This window comes from Corynebacterium sp. H113, assembly GCF_037572315.1.
In the GTDB taxonomy this organism is placed as follows: Bacteria; Actinomycetota; Actinomycetes; order Mycobacteriales; family Mycobacteriaceae; genus Corynebacterium.
Map to the genome: position 1 here is coordinate 464,351 of NZ_JBBHKZ010000002.1, position 17,307 is coordinate 481,657.

13 protein-coding genes and 2 tRNA genes are annotated in these 17,307 nt (G+C 55.5%); 9 read left to right on the forward strand and 6 right to left on the reverse strand.

Annotated features, from left to right (window positions below; all coding sequences use genetic code 11):
- Position 1: 1 nt before the first annotated feature.
- Positions 2 to 2,674 (reverse strand): aminopeptidase N, encoded by a 2,673-nt coding sequence (pepN, locus tag WG938_RS03335; protein WP_339977554.1) that lies wholly within the window; start codon positions 2,672 to 2,674, stop codon positions 2 to 4.
- A 142-nt stretch (positions 2,675 to 2,816) separates the two neighbouring features.
- Here pepN and WG938_RS03340 point away from each other — a divergent pair, with 142 nt between their 5' ends.
- Positions 2,817 to 3,458: a mycothiol-dependent nitroreductase Rv2466c family protein gene (locus WG938_RS03340; RefSeq protein ID WP_339977556.1), complete on the forward strand. Its 642-nt coding sequence runs from the start codon at positions 2,817 to 2,819 to the stop codon at positions 3,456 to 3,458.
- A gap of 12 nt (positions 3,459 to 3,470) precedes the next feature.
- Here WG938_RS03340 and WG938_RS03345 read toward each other — a convergent pair whose 3' ends face one another.
- Positions 3,471 to 4,718, reverse strand: a complete 1,248-nt coding sequence (locus tag WG938_RS03345) for a TIGR04053 family radical SAM/SPASM domain-containing protein (RefSeq protein ID WP_339978789.1) — start codon at positions 4,716 to 4,718, stop codon at positions 3,471 to 3,473.
- A 192-nt stretch (positions 4,719 to 4,910) separates the two neighbouring features.
- Between WG938_RS03345 and WG938_RS03350 the strand changes: the two genes are divergently transcribed.
- Positions 4,911 to 5,384 (forward strand): ribose-5-phosphate isomerase, encoded by a 474-nt coding sequence (locus tag WG938_RS03350; RefSeq protein WP_339977558.1) that lies wholly within the window; start codon positions 4,911 to 4,913, stop codon positions 5,382 to 5,384.
- Between the two features lie 145 nt (positions 5,385 to 5,529).
- On the opposite strand, the gene WG938_RS03355 is transcribed toward WG938_RS03350, so the two are convergent.
- The 3 genes from WG938_RS03355 to WG938_RS03365 form a co-directional block, all read right to left on the reverse strand.
- The gene (locus WG938_RS03355; RefSeq protein WP_339977560.1) at positions 5,530 to 6,369 is read right to left on the reverse strand and encodes a DUF1542 domain-containing protein; all 840 of its coding nucleotides are present in this window, start codon (positions 6,367 to 6,369) and stop codon (positions 5,530 to 5,532) included.
- A gap of 94 nt (positions 6,370 to 6,463) precedes the next feature.
- Positions 6,464 to 6,676 carry a hypothetical protein gene (locus tag WG938_RS03360; RefSeq protein WP_339977562.1) on the reverse strand — a complete coding sequence of 71 codons (213 nt, stop codon included), beginning with the start codon at positions 6,674 to 6,676 and terminating at the stop codon, positions 6,464 to 6,466.
- A gap of 86 nt (positions 6,677 to 6,762) precedes the next feature.
- Positions 6,763 to 6,837, reverse strand: a tRNA-Gly gene (locus tag WG938_RS03365).
- 613 nt (positions 6,838 to 7,450) lie between these two features.
- Between WG938_RS03365 and WG938_RS03370 the strand changes: the two genes are divergently transcribed.
- The 5 genes from WG938_RS03370 to clpX all read left to right on the forward strand — a co-directional run bounded on the left by WG938_RS03370 (position 7,451) and on the right by clpX (position 11,849).
- Positions 7,451 to 7,524, forward strand: a tRNA-Pro gene (locus tag WG938_RS03370).
- Positions 7,525 to 7,590: 66 nt separating this feature from the next.
- Positions 7,591 to 8,958 (forward strand): trigger factor, encoded by a 1,368-nt coding sequence (gene tig, locus WG938_RS03375; protein ID WP_339977564.1) that lies wholly within the window; start codon positions 7,591 to 7,593, stop codon positions 8,956 to 8,958.
- Positions 8,959 to 9,129: 171 nt separating this feature from the next.
- Positions 9,130 to 9,702: an ATP-dependent Clp protease proteolytic subunit gene (locus WG938_RS03380; protein ID WP_339977566.1), complete on the forward strand. Its 573-nt coding sequence runs from the start codon at positions 9,130 to 9,132 to the stop codon at positions 9,700 to 9,702.
- 36 nt (positions 9,703 to 9,738) lie between these two features.
- Positions 9,739 to 10,368 carry an ATP-dependent Clp protease proteolytic subunit gene (locus WG938_RS03385; RefSeq protein WP_339978791.1) on the forward strand — a complete coding sequence of 210 codons (630 nt, stop codon included), beginning with the start codon at positions 9,739 to 9,741 and terminating at the stop codon, positions 10,366 to 10,368.
- A gap of 218 nt (positions 10,369 to 10,586) precedes the next feature.
- Positions 10,587 to 11,849, forward strand: a complete 1,263-nt coding sequence (gene clpX / locus WG938_RS03390) for an ATP-dependent Clp protease ATP-binding subunit ClpX (RefSeq protein WP_339977568.1) — start codon at positions 10,587 to 10,589, stop codon at positions 11,847 to 11,849.
- 181 nt (positions 11,850 to 12,030) lie between these two features.
- Here clpX and WG938_RS03395 read toward each other — a convergent pair whose 3' ends face one another.
- A complete protein-coding gene (locus WG938_RS03395) occupies positions 12,031 to 12,816 on the reverse strand; it encodes a TetR family transcriptional regulator (protein ID WP_339977570.1) in 786 nt (261 codons plus the stop codon).
- 253 nt (positions 12,817 to 13,069) lie between these two features.
- On the opposite strand from WG938_RS03395, the gene WG938_RS03400 reads away from it, so the two are divergent.
- On the forward strand, positions 13,070 to 14,053 hold the full coding sequence (locus WG938_RS03400; RefSeq protein ID WP_339977572.1) for a malate dehydrogenase: 984 nt from the start codon (positions 13,070 to 13,072) through the stop codon (positions 14,051 to 14,053).
- Positions 14,054 to 14,402: 349 nt separating this feature from the next.
- The gene (locus WG938_RS03405; protein WP_445292882.1) at positions 14,403 to 17,141 is read left to right on the forward strand and encodes a valine--tRNA ligase; all 2,739 of its coding nucleotides are present in this window, start codon (positions 14,403 to 14,405) and stop codon (positions 17,139 to 17,141) included.
- Positions 17,142 to 17,307 lie beyond the last annotated feature (166 nt).

Genomic DNA, 17,307 nt, shown 5'->3' on the forward strand with positions numbered 1-17,307 from the left:
CCTACTGTGCTGGATTTTCGTGCGCGTCAGGCTTGTCTTGCGCGTCGAACTCCCGAGCTCGCAGCGCACGGCGAACGCGGTCGCGGTTTTCCGCAACGATACGACGCACCGGCGACGGGATATCTCCATCGAGGAAGGTCGTGGCCTGGGCAATAGCGTCGTTAGACAGGTCCCACATGGGGTAGAACCCCTCGAGCAAGTTCGCACCAGTGTCCGAGGAGAATGCATCCCACCAACTGGTTGCCTCAGCGAAGTAGCGAGCGGTGAAATCACCAGCTTCGAGGAGATACGCAGACCCTGGGGCAGTAAAACCAGCCATCAGGTTGCGTAACACCAAGTTAGATGGAGCATCAGCGCCGGCAGTAGTGGCCTTTAGCCACACGCTTTTTTTGTTGTCGACCTCCGGCAACGCAGCGCGGGCCCGTGCAGCGGACTGCTCGCCGAGTGCCGATTTGTCCTCAGCTTCCAGCGCAGCGATATCGTCTTCATCGCGGACTCCAGCTGCCACCAGAGCGGTCAGTGCACGCCACTTCATGTCGGGATCGACGGTGATGTGAGAAAGACCGACGTGTTCTGGGGTACCAGCGAAAATAGCTTCTAGCGCAGTGACGGTACCAGCAGCTTTCGCCGGCAACGATGACAGTGCATTCACGTACACCAACTGACGACCTTCGTCGGTTTCGGACTGTGCGAGCGCAAGGAGGCCTTCGCCAAGCAGCTTCTTACCCGTCGAATTTGCCCATACCGGATCGGCATACAGCGATACTGCCTGTACAGCCTGTGTCACGATGCGTTCGAGCACTGACACCTTGTCTTCGGATGATGCGCCACGCAACACCAAAGCGATGAAATCGCGGGCGCGCATTCGCCCCGAACGAACCATTTGCCATGTCGATGACCAGGCCAACGTACGTGGCATCGAATCAGTGAATGTACCAATGTTGTCGATGACGCAGGCCAGGGAAGAGTCGTCGAAGTCCATCAGGGTGTACGTCAGATCATCGTCATTGACGAGCACCACATCACCACTGCGAACACCGACAAGTTCTGGAACTGGCGTTGAGGCTCCCGTGACGTCGACTTCTACACGCTGGGTGCGGACGAGTTGCTTGCCGACGGAGCCGTCGATAAGTGAATACACGCCAACTGCCACGCGGTGATCCCGGTACTCACCATCGCCTGGCGCAGCGCCGGACTGCTCAACAGAGAAAGCAGAGTAGTGGCCGTCGGTGATATCGAACTTCGGCGACAGAGTGTTGATTCCGGTTGTGGTCAACCATTGGTCAGCCCAGCCCGAGAGATCACGTCCAGAGGCTTCGGAGAGTGCCGATAGCAAGTCGTCGAAGGTCGCGTTTGCGAAGCGGTGGCGGGCAAAGTGCAAGCGCGCACCTGCGAGGAAGGCTTCCTCGCCCACGTATGCGACGAGCTGCTTCAACACGGATGCACCCTTGGCGTATGTAATTCCATCGAAGTTTTGCTCGACGGTGTCAACGTCGCTGGCATCTGCCGCGATCGGGTGGGTCGAAGGCAACTGATCTTGCTGGTAAGCCCACGCTTTCTCGACATTAGCGAAAGTAGTCCAGGCGTGTGCATACTCGGATACTTCGGCTTGGGCTGCAGCGGCGGACCATGTTGCAAAGGACTCATTGAGCCAAAGATCGTCCCACCACTGCATCGTGACGAGGTCGCCAAACCACATGTGCGCCATCTCATGCAGGATCGTGTCATTGCGACGTTCGTACAAGTAACCAGTGGCCTTGGAACGGAATACGTACTCATCACGGATGGTCACACACGCTGCGTTTTCCATCGCACCCATGTTGTATTCAGGGCAGAAAATCTGGTCATACTTGCCAAATGGATATGGCTCTCCGAAGTGCTTCGCGTAAAAATCGAAGCCTTCCTTTGTCTCCCGGAACAGTCGTTCAGTGTCCATGTGCTCGGCGATCGACTGGCGACAGTACAACGCCAACGGGAGCGACAGTTCGCCACTATCTCCGGTCGCATGGGTCTGGTGTTCGACCGGAGTCTCAGGGTGCTTTGCGACGACTCCCGTCCAGACATCTTCCTCCTTGTGCCATGGTCCAGCGCAAAAGGCAATGAGGTACGTCGACAAAGGAACATCGACGCGGAATTTATAGGTGCTGTCGGTAATGGTTGCTGGCGAATTGGAAACGACGGACCAATCCTCCGGAGCGATTACGCTCATAGAGTACGTCGCCTTCAAATCTGGCTGGTCAAAGCACGCGAAAACGCGCTTGGCATCGGCAGTTTCGAACTGCGAGTACAAGTACGTCTGGTTATCGGCTGGATCCAAGAAACGGTGGAGCCCCTGGCCGATCTTCGTGTACTGGCACATGGCATCGACAACAACGGTGTGCTCTCCCGCAGTGAGATTCAGCGTGATGCCGTTATCTGAGCTGTAGTTGGTTGATGCAGTGACGTCGTCGCCGTCGATAAGTACCTGATTCAAGTCCGCGTCGCGAAGATCGAGGAAGGTCGTACCGTCAGTGTTAGCAGTGAGCGACAGCGTGGTGACCGAGCGGAATCGATCTGACTCAGCGGAGGTGCCGAGCGGGGCCGTCGTGAGGTCAAGCGCTATGTCGTAGTGCTGGACGGTGACTAACGTGGCGCGCTCGATTGCTTCGGCGCGGGTCAGATTGACGGAACTCACGGCGGACTCCTCGAATTGTTGGAAAGAAAATTCTTATGTCCACCCTAGGCCGTCGCAGGAATCTATAGCGAAAACTGGTGTGTGTCCGGGATACTGGGTGGTGCTTGCTGACAACACAACAAACCAGAGGAGCGAAGGACCGATGACAAACCGCACCGCAACCTTCTATTTCGACGTGTCGTGCCCATTCTGCTGGGTGACATCTCGCTGGATGAAGGAAGTAGAACAAGTCCGTGACATCACGGTCCACTGGCGTCCGATGAGCTTGTCCGTTCTTAACGAAGGACGCGACGAGCTGCCCGAAGAGTACAAGTACATGATGGAGTGCAACTGGACACCCGCGCGTCTGTTCAACGTTGTGTTGGCCGAAGACGGTTCTGAAGCTGTCGACAAGTTGTACACCGCGCTGGGCACCAAGGTGCACAATGAAGATCGCATTGATCGCAGCGCACGTTTCGACGACCCGAATGTAGCGTTCGACGAGCTCATTGCTGAAGCACTGGCGGAGGTAGGGCTCCCAGCGGAGCGCTTGGAGCAGGCTCACACGACGAGTTACGACGAGCAGATGCGAGCCAACCACGCAGAAGCAATGGCTGAGGTCGGCGACGAAGTGGGCACTCCAGTGGTCAAGCTCGGTAACACCGCATTCTTCGGGCCAGTACTGACCCGCATCCCGCGAGGAGAAGAAGCAGGAAAGCTCTTCGATGCTTCATTTGCTCTCGCGGAGTACCCGTACTTCTTTGAACTGAAGCGAACTCGGACCGAAAATCCGCAGTTTGGCTAAGTTTTGCTTCGGTTACGCAGGCTGAATAGGCAGACGCAATTTAACCTTTGCGTCACCAGTTGATGCAGCTCGTTCTTCCTCTGTCATTGCTGCCCAACGCGCTGGTATATGCACACAGGTTGGATCGGATGCCGTGTAATCACCGGTCAACGCGTATGCCGTCGAGCGAGAACCTCCACAAACATCGTGGTACTCGCAGACGCTGCACTTGCCATGCCAGTTGTCAGGATCACGCAACGCCTTGAATGCAGGGGAATTCGAGTAGATCTCCTGGAATGGTGTGTCTTTGACGTTTCCGCAATGCAAAGGCAAGAAGCCGTTTGGGTACACATCGCCAATGTGGTCGATGAAAGCAAATCCCGAGCCGGAGTTCACTGCCATTGGAGAGCGTGGTGGACGAGGCTTCTCAGCGTGGGCGCCGAGCAGTTTCGCGGTCTCGTCCGTGAGGTACTTGTATAGTTCCCCGCCTTCATATGGAGGCAATCCCTTTTCCTTTGCCTCCTGCTGCTGCAAGACGACACGGCGATACTGTGGTGCTTCGGTGGTCTTGATGGCAATGCGGTTGGAAATATCTGACAGCCAATGCAACACGTCTTCCCGTTCTTCTGGAGATAGTGCTCCGAGATCTGCACCACGACCAGTAGGGACAAGGAAAAACACGTACCACATCTTGGCTTCCATACCCATGACGGTTTTCAACAAAGCCGGAGCTTCGTGAATATTTCCCTTGGTAAGGGTGGAATTGATCTGAAGTCGGTACCCGGCTTTATTGATGTGCGGAGCAGTTTCCAGGGTCTTCTCAAACGTTCCAGAGAAGCCACGGAACTTGTCATGAGTGGCAGCGGTTGCCCCGTCCAAGGACATCGACATTGCCTTGCCACCTGCTTCACGCAGAGAATTGATGCGCTCTGGAGTCAACTTCGGAGTGACGGAAGGGGACAGGGATACATTTAGCCCCAACTCCGTGCCATGTCGCACCAGCTCCTCGAGGTCATCGCGCTCAAATGGGTCGCCACCAGTGAGCACCACCAGTGGCTTCGGGCGGTTGTAGGAAGCCAAGGTCTCGAGAAGAAGCATTCCTTCTTCGGTGGTCAGCTGCTGTGGGTGTGGCTCGTGCTGTGCATCTGCTCGACAGTGCTGACAGACCAAGCCACAAGCACGAGTGACTTCCCAAATGACAATAAACGGCTTTTGATTAATGTCATGCCGGACAGTGCGTACTACTGGCGCTTGTTTCCTACGCGGAGCTGCAGTTTTCAATGCGGCTTCGTGGACTTCGGCCTCATGGTCGTCGTCAGTTAGGGGCTGGCCTTGTGGGGCTGGGGACAAGGGAACCAAATCCTTCACGATCAGTCACGATGATTACCTTCCACACTAGACTCACCGGATTAAGCGCGTCGTCGTAAGCATTACCTGACCAGAATTGTGGTTTATAACCGCTACACTGTGCCTATGCGTATTTACCTTGGCGCGGATCACGCCGGTTTCGAGATGAAGAACTTGATTAAGGACCACCTGGAAAAGGCTGGTCACGACGTCGTTGACTGTGGCGCTCACACGTACGACCCACTGGACGACTACCCAGCATTCTGCATCGAAGCAGCTTCCCGCACGGTCGCTGACCCAGAGTCGTTGGGCATCGTTCTCGGTGGCTCCGGTAATGGTGAGCAGATTGCAGCTAACAAGGTGAAGGGTGCTCGATGCGCTCTGGCATGGTCTGTGGAGACTGCGAAGCTTGCTCGTGAACACAACAAGGCTCAGCTCATTGGTCTTGGCGGTCGCATGCACTCCGAAGAAGAAGCACTGGCAATCGTCGACGCTTTCATTTCCCAGCCATGGAGTAATGAAGAGCGTCACCAGCGTCGCATCGACATTCTCGCTGAGTACGAAAACACTGGCGTAGCTCCTGCGCTGCCAGCTGAATAATTAGCTTTACGACGAACTCGTCCACGCACAAACCCCACCCCACTCGTCGCAGCCGTGATGCTGCGCAAGTGGGGTGGGGTTCATTGTCTACTGAAAGTACTCCTGACGCGTTCGCAACTGAGTGCGTTGCGGGAATCGGTGCGGCCTAAAAGTCGAAGTCGAAACCACCATCGTCGAACAATCCGCCGCCTTCGCCACCGTCACCACCGCCGAAGAGGCCGTCGAAAAGTCCGCCACCTTCGTCACCGCCACCCATGTCGCCGGCATCGCCGTCGGCTCCGGCGTCGCCACCGAAGTCATCGCCACCGAAGTCTCCCTCGGAGCCATCGCCGACGCCGGACTCGAAGTCGCTAGCCGAGTACGCTACGCCTGCCATACCGTTGAACATTGCCGAGAAGAGGAACATGGAGCCCATGGTCCAGACGCCTGTGCGGAGGGCAGAGGCCCACCAAGGTTCGGAGTACCAGCCGGCAGGAACTGGGCGACCAGCTACTCGACCACCCGGGTAGTAGTTAGGAGTCTCGGCGGTAGCCACAGGAGAGGCGCTGATTGTGTGGCCTTCATGCTCAATGGTTCGCTGTTCGGTCACAGAACCGGCAGAGCGCTGTCCCTCCAATGGAGGAATCGACGGGCCTTCTGGCAATCCCATGATCTGACGTGCAGCATTGACGTAGTACAACCCTTCGAGAGCCGATTCGCGCGCGAGCTGGGCTTGCTTTACCGTCTGTGCCGTAGAGATCTGGGAGGATGCCGCGTTGTAGCGTTCGGAAGCATCCGCCATTGCCTGGGTGGACGCAGCGTCCGACCCGGAAATGCTAAGAACTTGAGAACCAAGCCGCTCGATCCAGCGACGAGCATCCGCAACGGCGTCGGCAAGTTCGTTGTTCTGGGAAGTAGAGAGGGCCTTCTGTTGGCGACCTTGTGCCATCGTCACAAAGACGACGCCACCGACAACTACCAAGGCGATGAGCAAAAGTGCAGACATAAGGGTTTAGCTCCAGGCGTGAATCAGCGAGTGAGCGATGAGTTCGCTCTCTTAAACAAGCAACGCACCAGCTATTCCCAGTGTTCCCTGCAAGCTAGGAATTCTTATGCTTACGAGTTTCCTGCCACTCGCGGATCTCCTTGGAGCTCCACAAGGTCAAGCCATGAAGTTTGGTGACTGGGGTAGGGGCTTTGCCACGCCCAGCGTAACTAGTGAAAGTGCCTCGGGCGGTATTGCTGTACTCGGCACACTGAACTGCGGTCCAGAGTTCATCGCCGGTATCTGCGTCAATGATTTTTGGATCCATGGCCCTACCAAACCATAGTCGCAGGGTGATGACTAGGTCTTTGTCCCAAAAATGCAGAGAACCCCGCCAGCAAAGGCGAGGTTACGTGGAGGGGATGACGGGAATCGAACCCGCGTCATCAGCTTGGAAGGCTGAGGTAATAGCCACTATACGACATCCCCACAGTGGTTCTTTCGAACGAACAAAAGCATAGCGTAATTCTGTCCAGTTTAAAAAACTCCGCAGGTGAGGCATGGATTTACTTAGGGAATGTAGGTGGGATGCTGAGTGCATCGAGACGCATATGTGAGTTCATGTGAGTTGGGGTGGGAGATCGGAGGCGGAGGAAGCGGAGGGGGCTAAGCCCGGTGAGAAAGGATCGAAAGGTTCTACAAGAACGTGCACAGACGAGTGGAAGAGTGAACCGGGAGTCAAATAGGAGTGGCGTCAGTCTCGAATGCAGGTGCCATTGAGTGGGGACTGTCAGCAGTATGTATGGGAAAGTGTCAACGCTGTGATTCAGTGAGGGGGTAGCTGCTAAACCCGTCATGAACTGCAAAATAGTGTTAGCGGGGGTGATCGTAAGAGGGCGTGAATTGGGGTCAAAACGACTCCGATTATGAGTTTCCGGGTGGCATCTGGTTATATTTCAACCCGTCAGCGTAACGGCAACAGGGGCCACCAAGTTCCTGTGCGTCGCTCATGGGCTTTTTCGATCACAACTCGGAATTGACTGTGTGGGAGCTTGTTTGGACTGAGACAGTCAGTCTGGTAAGTTCACGGTGGCAACAAGAACGGGGTATGGCGCAGCTTGGTAGCGCGTCCGCTTTGGGAGCGGAAGGCCGTGGGTTCGAATCCCGCTACCCCGACTCAGCATCACGGGCTCTCCCGTGGTGAAGTGAACATTCACGTCTACTTACAGGAGAGTGCAACCGGTGAAGTCCTCTGTTGATCAGCTGAACGCTACGCGCGTGAAGGTAACCGTTGAGGTTCCGTTCGAAGAGCTGAAGCCAGAGTTTGACCAAGCCTACAAGGCACTTGCACAGCAGGTTCAGATCCCAGGTTTTCGTAAGGGCAAGGCTCCTGCACAGATTATCGAGAGCCGTATTGGACGCGGTCCAGTCCTCGAGCAGGTTCTGAACGACATGGTTCCAGACCGCTACGGTAAGGCTGTTGAAGAGCATGACCTCAAGGTCCTCGGCCAGCCAGAAGTAGATATCACCAAGCTTGAAGACGGCGAGCTCGTTGAGTTCACCGCTGAAGTTGATGTTCGTCCAGAGATCTCCCTGCCAGATTTCTCCGACATCTCCGTTGAGGTCGAGCCATTGGCTGCCGATGAAAAGGCTGTGGAAGCTGAGCTTGAGAACCTTCTCGCTCGCTTCGGCACTCTCACTAATGTTGAGCGTGCAGTAGAGGATGGCGACTTCATTTCCATCGACCTGTCGGCAACCGTTGATGGCGAAGAGCTTGAAGAAGCTACCACCGAAGGTCTGTCCTACCAGGTTGGCTCCGGCGACCTCATCGATGGCCTGGACGACGCAGTAATCGGTCTGTCCCAGGGTGAGTCCAAGGAGTTCGGTACCAAGCTTGTCGCTGGTGAGCACGAGGGTGAAGACGCGCAGGTAACTGTCACCGTCCAGACCGTTAAGGTTCGCGAGCTTCCAGAAGCAGACGACGACTTCGCTCAGATGGCTTCCGAATTCGACACCATTGACGAGCTCAAGGAAGACCTCGCTCGCCAGGTGGAAAACACCAAGAAGGGCGAGCAGGCTCAGCAGATCCGCGACAAGGTTCTGGAAGCTGCACTCGAGAAGACCGAAGTTCCACTTCCTGAGGGCGTCGTCAAGGAGCAGGTCGAAGGCCAGCTTCAGCAGCTGCTCGGCCAGTTTGGTGGCGACGAGGCTGTGCTGAATTCTATGCTGGAAGCTCAGGGCACCACTCGTGAGCAGTTCGACGAGGACTCCAAGAAGGCTGCTGAGGATGCAGTGCGCACCCAGCTGTTCCTGGATGAACTCGCTGAGCAGGAGAAGCCAGAAGTTTCCCAGCAGGAGCTCACGGATCACATTCTGTTCACCGCACAGTCGTACGGTATGGATCCAAACCAGTTCATCCAGCAGATTCAGCAGTCCGGCCAGCTCGGTAACCTGTTCGCTGATGTTCGTCGAGGCAAGGCACTGGCGACTTCCATCCTTAAGGCTTCCGCAAAGGACACCGAAGGTAACGAGATCAACCTCGCGGATTACTTCGACGCTCCAGCTGAGGAGAACAACGAAGCCGAGGCAGAGGCCAAGGATTCTGAGTAGAAACTCTTACTCGCTACGCTGATAGCGAACTAGGGGCCGTCCCGAAACAAAGGGGCGGCCCTTTTCGTTATCCTCTATTGAAGGTGCGCTGCAGAATTGACCATGGGCTCCAGCTCATGGTTGCCCTGTAGTGCGAGCAGATTTATAGACCATTAGAAGGGAAGCTTTTCCATGAGTGATAAGGCCCCAATGACGGCGGACTCCGTGTTCGACAAGCTCCTGAAGGAGCGCATCATTTGGCTCGGCGAGCAGGTGGACGACGAGATTGCCAACAAGCTGTGTGGCCAGATGCTGCTGTTGGCCGCAGAGGATCCAGAGCGGGATATCGCTCTGTACATCAACTCGCCAGGTGGCTCCGTGACTGCTGGCATGGCTATTTACGACACCATGCAGTTCGTTCCATGTGATGTTGCTACCTACGGAATGGGTCTTGCGGCCTCGATGGGTCAGTTCCTTCTGTCCGCTGGCGCGAAGGGCAAGCGGTACGCGCTGCCTCACGCTCGTATCATGATGCACCAGCCTTCTGCTGGTATCGGTGGCACGGCAGCTGACATCACCATTCAGGCTGAGCAGTTTGCTCAGACGAAGAAGGAAATGGCTCGCTTGATTTCCGAGCACACCGGTCAGCCATTGGAGCGCATCGTTGAGGACTCGGACCGTGACCGTTGGTTCACGGCTAACGAGGCAAAGGAGTACGGCTTCGTCGATCACGTCGTGTCGTCTCTGAAGGACACTAACCGGTAATTCATCGTTGGCCTTTAGCCAATGATGACGATGAACATGGAGATGAATAACATGCAGATGCCTCAGTCGCGTTACGTGCTTCCTTCTTTCGTTGAGCACTCCAGCTTCGGCGCTAAGGAATCTAACCCTTACAACAAGCTTTTCGAAGAGCGCATTATCTTCCTCGGCTCGCAGGTCGATGACACTGCGGCGAATGACATCATGGCGCAGCTTCTAGTGCTCGAAGGCCTGGACCCAGATCGTGACATCACGATGTACATTAATTCGCCAGGTGGTTCGTTTACTTCGTTGATGGCCATCTACGACACCATGCAGTACGTCCGACCAGACGTTCGCACGGTATGCCTGGGCCAGGCTGCATCCGCCGCAGCTGTTCTGTTGGCAGCTGGTGCCCCAGGCAAGCGAGCAGCGCTTCCTAACGCTCGCGTTCTTATTCACCAGCCAGCTACCCAGGGCATTCAAGGCCAGGTGTCGGACCTCGAGATTCAGGCTGCGGAGATCGAGCGCATGCGTACTCTCATGGAGCAGACTCTCGCTGAGCATTCTGGTCGCACTGCTGAGCAGATCCGCAAGGACACTGATCGCGATAAGATCCTGACCGCTCACGAAGCTGTCGAGTACGGCATCATTGATCAGGTCTTTGAGTACCGTAAGCTCAACAAGTAATCCCAGTTAAACGGCACCTTTGGTGCTTTTGCTTGACGACGAGGTCGGCTACATGTTTGTAGTCGACCTTTTCTGTTGTCGTCGTGAAGCAAGGGCGTGAAGGGGAGTGCAACATGTTAGGCGTGTCCCTCCCCGTGGTGCTTAGTTCTCTCAGAATGACCGGGTAAGGTTGGGTAAGTTCACAAGTCACCCGAATGGAAGCGAGCTGCTGAAGTTTCATGGCACGTATGCAAGAAAGCGCTGACCTTCTGAAGTGTTCCTTCTGTGGAAAGAGTCAGAAGCAGGTCAAGAAGCTTATTGCCGGTCCAGGCGTGTATATCTGCAACGAGTGCATTGAGCTCTGCAATGAGATCATCGAGGAAGAGCTCAACACCAGTGCTGCGCCTGCGGAGGCAGAGGATCGTCTTCCACGTCCCGCTGAGATCCGTGACTTCCTTGACGAGTACGTCATTGGTCAGGATTCCGCGAAACGTACCTTGGCGGTCGCTGTGTACAACCACTACAAGCGTAATCGCGCATGCGAGTTGGCAGGTAAGGACGATGTCGAGCTGGCGAAGTCCAATATCTTGATGCTCGGCCCAACTGGTTGTGGCAAAACATATTTGGCACAAACGTTGGCCCGCAAGCTGGATGTACCATTTGCCATCGCAGATGCCACGAGCTTGACGGAGGCTGGCTACGTCGGTGAGGACGTCGAGAATATCCTGCTGAAGTTGTTGCAGGCAGCCGACTTCGATGTAGAGAAGGCACAGCGCGGAATTATTTATGTCGATGAGGTCGACAAGATTTCCCGTAAGTCGGAGAACCCATCGATTACTCGCGATGTTTCTGGCGAGGGCGTGCAGCAGGCGCTTCTGAAGATCTTGGAAGGTACTGTTGCTGCGGTTCCACCGCAGGGTGGTCGCAAGCATCCAAACCAAGAGTTCATTCAGTTCGATACTACGAACGTGCTGTTCATTGTTGCTGGTGCATTCGCTGGTTTGGAGAAAGTTATCCAGGAACGCGCTGGCAAGCGCAGTCTTGGTTTCGGCGCTGATGTGAGCTCCACCAAGGACGAGGATCAGGTTGATCCGTTCGGAAAGGTACTGCCAGAGGATCTGATCAAATTCGGTTTGATCCCTGAGTTCATTGGTCGTCTGCCAGTCATCGCTTCGGTTACCAACCTCGATGAAGATGCACTGGTGCGGGTACTCACTGAACCGAAGAACTCGCTAGTTCGCCAGTACCAGCGACTATTCGAAATGGACGGTGTCGAACTGTCCATCGATGATGACGCACTGCATGCTATTGCGCACAAGGCAATTGAGCGCGATACGGGCGCACGTGGTCTGCGCGGCATCTTGGAAGAGATTCTGTTGCCAGTCATGTTCGATGTCCCTGATATGGAAAACGTTTCTTACGTTGTCGTTCATAAGGGATGCGTGACTGATGGCGACGCCCCGGAGCTGTTGGAAGGCGAACCAGGCGAAAAGAGCGCCTAATGGGGCTGTACTTGTAGCTGGATGTCACTCGTAGCTGGTTGCGGCGTATGGCATAAAGAGAGCGGGTCTTCGGACCCGCTCTTTCATTTTGTTTGCTGCATCGTCACATGCTCTGCATGCGTAGCTTCGCCAGTCACGCTAGGTGTCGCAGGCGCCTTTGGCTAAGAGACGACAGAAGGCACTAGTCATTCTCGTCGTAGATATCAGTGAAATCAGGTGCGACATCGGTGCTGTCGTCGGGCTGATTCGTTGACAAGTTGTTAGAGCCGTAGATGTCATCGGACAGCGCGGTATCTGGGATAGTGTTCGCCGACGGAAGTGTGTAGGAAGCGCCTGGTTCACGGCGTGGCGACGACGTCAAGAAGCCAGTAACCACATCTTGAGCAAATTCGCGGAGCTGGTTCGACAACATGCTTGACGTCAGCTCGACGTTGTAGAGATTGTGGAAAGTGCGTTCGTGCAAGGTCGGGAACGATGCCAACGACAGCACCATGACATAAAGGTCCAGCGCGGACACGTCAGTGCGGAAAGCACCGAAGTCGCGGCCGAGCAGCAAAATCCGGTCGAATTCCATAACAATAGGAGAGTGGCCTAACGTTCCCGTTGACTCTTCGAGAGGAAGAATCGGGTGCAGATTCTCCTGAATGATGAAACGGACAGCAATAGGGTGGTCAGCGAAGGAATCGTGGACCACTCCTACTACGTGCTGCAATGCCTCAACTGGAACTTCTGACGGAGCACGCAGTGATTCAATGCTGGGGCGAACCAAGGACAGAACGTAGCCGTACGTTGCCCGGTACAACCCCATTTTGTCACCACAATGGTAATGGAGCATGCGCTTCGAGACACCAGAAGCGCTTGCAATAGCATCGAGGCGAGCTTCGGTGTACCCCTTCGCAGTGAATTCATGCAACGCTGCATCCAAGACTGACTGGGGGATAGTGTCAGAAGAGCTTGCAGACTTCAATAGAATTCCTTTTCGCTATTAGCCTTTGATGCGCAATTTTCGCCCCATCGTTTGGGGGTAAAAGTGTCCGATCGAAACGTAAACGGACTGCAATAAGTGCAAAACTACCTGGGGTAATGGTTGGTCTCGCACAATGTTAGCCGTTTTGTCCGGTTAAGACTTTTGAATCGCCCCCATCTGCGCCAAGTGTGAAACGGCACTAAGGTGGGCAGCAGTTACTAACCAAGTGAATCCATCAAGAGAAAGGACTGTAGTGAGCGCTTCCCCTGTAAAGGTTACGGTCACCGGTGCAGCCGGCCAGATTGCATATTCCCTACTTTTCCGTATTGCTAATGGCGATGTTTACGGTAAGGACACCCCAGTCGAGCTGAACCTGCTGGAGATCCCAGCAGCTGTTCACGCTACTGAGGGCGTTGCCATGGAGCTCATGGACTCCGCATTCCCACTACTGCGTGGCATCAGCATCACTGATGACGCAAACAAGGCATTCGACGGCGCGAATTGCGCATTCCTCGTTGGTGCAAAGCCACGTGGCAAGGGCGAAGAGCGTTCCGCACTGCTCAGCGCTAACGGCAAGATTTTCGGTCCTCAGGGCAAGGCTCTGAACGACCATGCAGCAGACGACATCAAGGTCTTGGTCATTGGCAACCCAGCTAATACCAACACCCTGATTACCGCTAACCACGCACAGGACATCCCTGCAGACCGCTTCACCGCAATGATGCGCCTGGATCACAACCGTTCCCTGTCCCAGCTGGCAGACAAGACCGGTCGTACCACCACCGAGATCAAGAACATGATCGTATGGGGTAACCACTCTGCTACCCAGTTCCCAGACATCACCTACGCCACCATCGGTGACGAGAAGGTATCTGACCTGGTTGAGCAGGATTGGGTAGACGGCGAGTTCATTCCTCGCGTCGCAAAGCGTGGCGCTGAGATCATCGAGGTGCGCGGTTCTTCTTCTGCTGCATCCGCTGCATCTGCTGGTATCGATCACATGCGTGACTGGGTACAGGGCACCCCAGAGGGTGACTGGGTATCGGTCGCACTGCCATCTGATGGTTCCTACGGCATCGACGAGGGCCTCGTTGCAGGTATGCCTTGCACGTCCGTCAACGGTAAGTGGGAGATCGTTCAGGGCCTGGAAATCTCCGACTACCAGCGCGAGCGCATCGCAGCTAACGTCGAGGAGCTCAAGGCTGAGCGCGACGCTGTGAAGGATCTGCTGGTCTAACTCTGGCTTCGCTTTACTGTTTATCAGCAACTGGCTCTTAAACAGACAACCGCACCTAGGACACGAACTGACGTGTTTGCTAGGTGCGGTTTTGCTTTGCGACGGTTGTCGTCGACAGGCTTAGTGACTCTTAGATAGGTACCTTCGTTGCGCAGTCGATGCGTGTGTATGGCCTGCTATACCGGCTGGAACTGCAACAGTAAGTACGCCGAATACGCCAATTGCGCCAAGAAGTTTTCCAGATGCCATGACTGGAAAATTTACCGGACAGTACTATCCCCAAGGAAAGTGATGCCCTCCCGCGAAGCCGTCGTCAAGCGAATCCGGCGTTCAGGCTAAGATGTAGCGCGTGACTGACGTGAGCGAGAAGAACGTGAATAAAGCAGACAAGCTGCCCAAGTCGTGGAACCCGGCGGAGGTAGAGGCTGACCTGTACCAGGGGTGGGTAGACGCAGGGTATTTCCATGCTGATCCCGCCAGCGACAAGCCTGGGTATTCGATCGTCCTTCCGCCACCAAATGTGACCGGTCAGCTGCACATGGGCCACGCGCTCGACCATACGTTGATGGATGCGCTGGTGCGTCGCAAGCGTATGCAGGGCTATGAGGTTTTGTGGCTGCCAGGCATGGACCATGCTGGTATCGCAACGCAGACCAAGGTCGAGGCCAAGCTCAAGGAAGAAGAGGGCAAGGACCGCTTCGACTATGGACGCGAAGAGTTCGTCGAGAAGGTCTGGGAATGGAAGCGCGATTTTGGCGATCGCATCGGTAACCAGATGCGCATGATCGGCGATTCGCTGGACTGGGAGCGCGAGCGTTTCACTCTGGATGAGGGGCTGTCGCGAGCTGTTCAGACCATTTTTAAGGAGCTGTACGACCAGGGTCTTATTTACCGCGCCAAGCGTATGGTGAACTGGTCGCCAGTTCTGCAAACGGCAATCTCTGATATCGAAGTCAAGTACGAAGATGTCGACGGTGAGCTTGTATCGTTCCGTTACGGCGATGGCGAAGAGTCCATCGTTGTTGCCACCACCCGTGTCGAGACAATGCTGGGTGACGTCGCAATTGCAGTTCATCCAGACGATGAGCGGTACACGGCGCTCGTCGGCAAAGTTCTTCCACATCCGTTCCGCGATGATTTGAAGATCGAAGTTATTGCAGATGACTATGTCGATCTGGAGTTCGGTACCGGCGCTGTGAAGATCACTCCGGCGCACGATCCGAATGACTTTGCCATGGGCCAGCGTCACAACCTGGACATGCCTGAAGTCATTGACACCACGGGCACGATTTTCAATACCGGTACTCGCTTTGACGGTATGGATCGCGCGGAAGCACGTAAGGAGATCACGGAGGCACTGCGCGAGCAGGGCCGAATCGTGAAGGAAATCCGCCCGTACGTCCACTCTGTTGGACACTCGGAACGCTCGGGCGAAGCTATCGAGCCACTTCTGAGCGAACAGTGGTTTGTCAAGGTCGAGCAGCTGGCCAAGATGTCCGGCGATGCAATTCGCGAAGGCGACACGGTAATTCACCCAGCATCGCAGGAGCCTCGTTGGTTCGATTGGGTCGATGATATGCACGATTGGTGCATTTCCCGTCAGTTGTGGTGGGGTCATCGCATTCCAATTTGGTACGGACCAGAAGACGAGATCGTCTGCTGTGGTCCGGACGACGAGCCGCCAACGGGCGAAGGCTGGCGCCAGGACCCAGATGTCTTGGACACTTGGTTCTCGTCTGCGTTGTGGCCGTTCTCCACGATGGGCTGGCCGGAGGCAACTCCAGAGCTTGCAAAGTTCTACCCAACATCTGTGCTGGTCACTGGATACGACATCCTGTTCTTCTGGGTCGCCCGCATGATGATGTTCTCGACGTTCGCAGCCACTTTGCCTAACTCGCCTCTGGGTAAGGGCAAGGATGGTCGACCACAGGTGCCATTCAACGATGTGTTCCTGCACGGCCTGGTGCGCGACGAGCAAGGGCGCAAGATGTCCAAGTCCCTTGGCAACGGCATCGACCCTCTCGACTGGGTTCGCGACTACGGTGCGGACGCCCTGCGCTTCACGCTTGCCCGTGGCGCAAACCCTGGTTCCGACCTTCCGGTTGGCAACGATGCAGCACAGTCGTCCCGTAACTTTGCGACGAAGCTGTTTAACGCAACTCGCTTCGCACTGATGAACGGTGCCAAGGTGTCGGCGATGCCAGCTCGCGAGACACTGACGGATACCGACCGCTGGATTCTCGATCGCTTGGAGCAAGTTCGCTCTGAGGCCGACGCTGCGCTAGACAAGTACGAGTTTTCGAAGGCTAACGAAGCCCTTTTCCACTTTGCGTGGGACGAGTTCTGTGACTGGTACTTGGAGATGACGAAGGTTGACTTCCCATTCTTGAAGGAAGGGGAGAGCCTCACCGAAGAGCAGGAAGCTCGCGCTGAATCGACTCGTACGGTTCTTGGCAATGTCTTGGATACGCTGCTTCGGTTGCTGCACCCAACGATGCCATTCGTCACGGAAACGCTGTGGAAAGCATTGACCGACGGCGATGCAGATACTCCAGAGTCGTTGGTTATCGCGTCGTGGCCAACTGCCGAAATGACGACGAACGGTGCAGCTGTCGATGAGACGGCTGCTCGTCGCATCGAAGACGTTCAAAAGCTCGTGACCGAGCTACGTCGTTTCCGCAATGACCAGGGCGTGAAGCCATCACAGCGCGTTCCTGCCCGTATGGAGTTGGCAGTGGCTGACCTACAGGACCAGGAAGCAATTATCCGCTCCCTGGCTCGCGCGGAGGAACCAGCAGAAGGCTTTACTGCAACTGCTTCAATCGAGGTTCGCTTGTCGCAGGCAACGATCGTTGTCGAGCTCGATACTTCCGGCACAGTCGACGTGGTTGCAGAGCGTAAGCGACTGGAAAAGGACTTGGCGAAGGCTGAGAAGGAACTAGCCGGTACTGAGAAGAAGCTCGGTAACGAAGCATTCCTCGGTAAGGCTCCAGAGGCTGTCGTGGAGAAGATTCGATCACGTCACCAGGTTGCACTGGAGGAAATTGACCGCATCAAGGCTCGCTTGGATGGATTGCCACAGGCATGAGTGACAAGAATCTAGACGGCGAATTCGATGAGGTCGGCCCAGCATTCGACCCTGCCGAGACTCAAATTGTCGAGGACACGGAACCGCGCGAGCTTGCAGAATCTGTAGAAGATTCGGAAGCCGAAGCCGCTGCAGATGAACTGCTGGGCTCGTTGTCGTCGGTGTC

Bases quoted from the DNA above. Each gene is read 5' to 3' on its own strand.
- WG938_RS03355 (WP_339977560.1), bottom strand. From the start codon at position 6,369: ATGTCTGCACTTTTGCTCATCGCCTTGGTAGTTGTCGGTGGCGTCGTC.
- clpX (WP_339977568.1), top strand. From the start codon at position 10,587: ATGGCACGTATGCAAGAAAGCGCTGACCTTCTGAAGTGTTCCTTCTGT.
- WG938_RS03340 (WP_339977556.1), top strand. From the start codon at position 2,817: ATGACAAACCGCACCGCAACCTTCTATTTCGACGTGTCGTGCCCATTC.
- WG938_RS03385 (WP_339978791.1), top strand. From the start codon at position 9,739: ATGGAGATGAATAACATGCAGATGCCTCAGTCGCGTTACGTGCTTCCT.
- WG938_RS03350 (WP_339977558.1), top strand. From the start codon at position 4,911: ATGCGTATTTACCTTGGCGCGGATCACGCCGGTTTCGAGATGAAGAAC.
- WG938_RS03380 (WP_339977566.1), top strand. From the start codon at position 9,130: ATGAGTGATAAGGCCCCAATGACGGCGGACTCCGTGTTCGACAAGCTC.
- WG938_RS03360 (WP_339977562.1), bottom strand. From the start codon at position 6,676: ATGGATCCAAAAATCATTGACGCAGATACCGGCGATGAACTCTGGACC.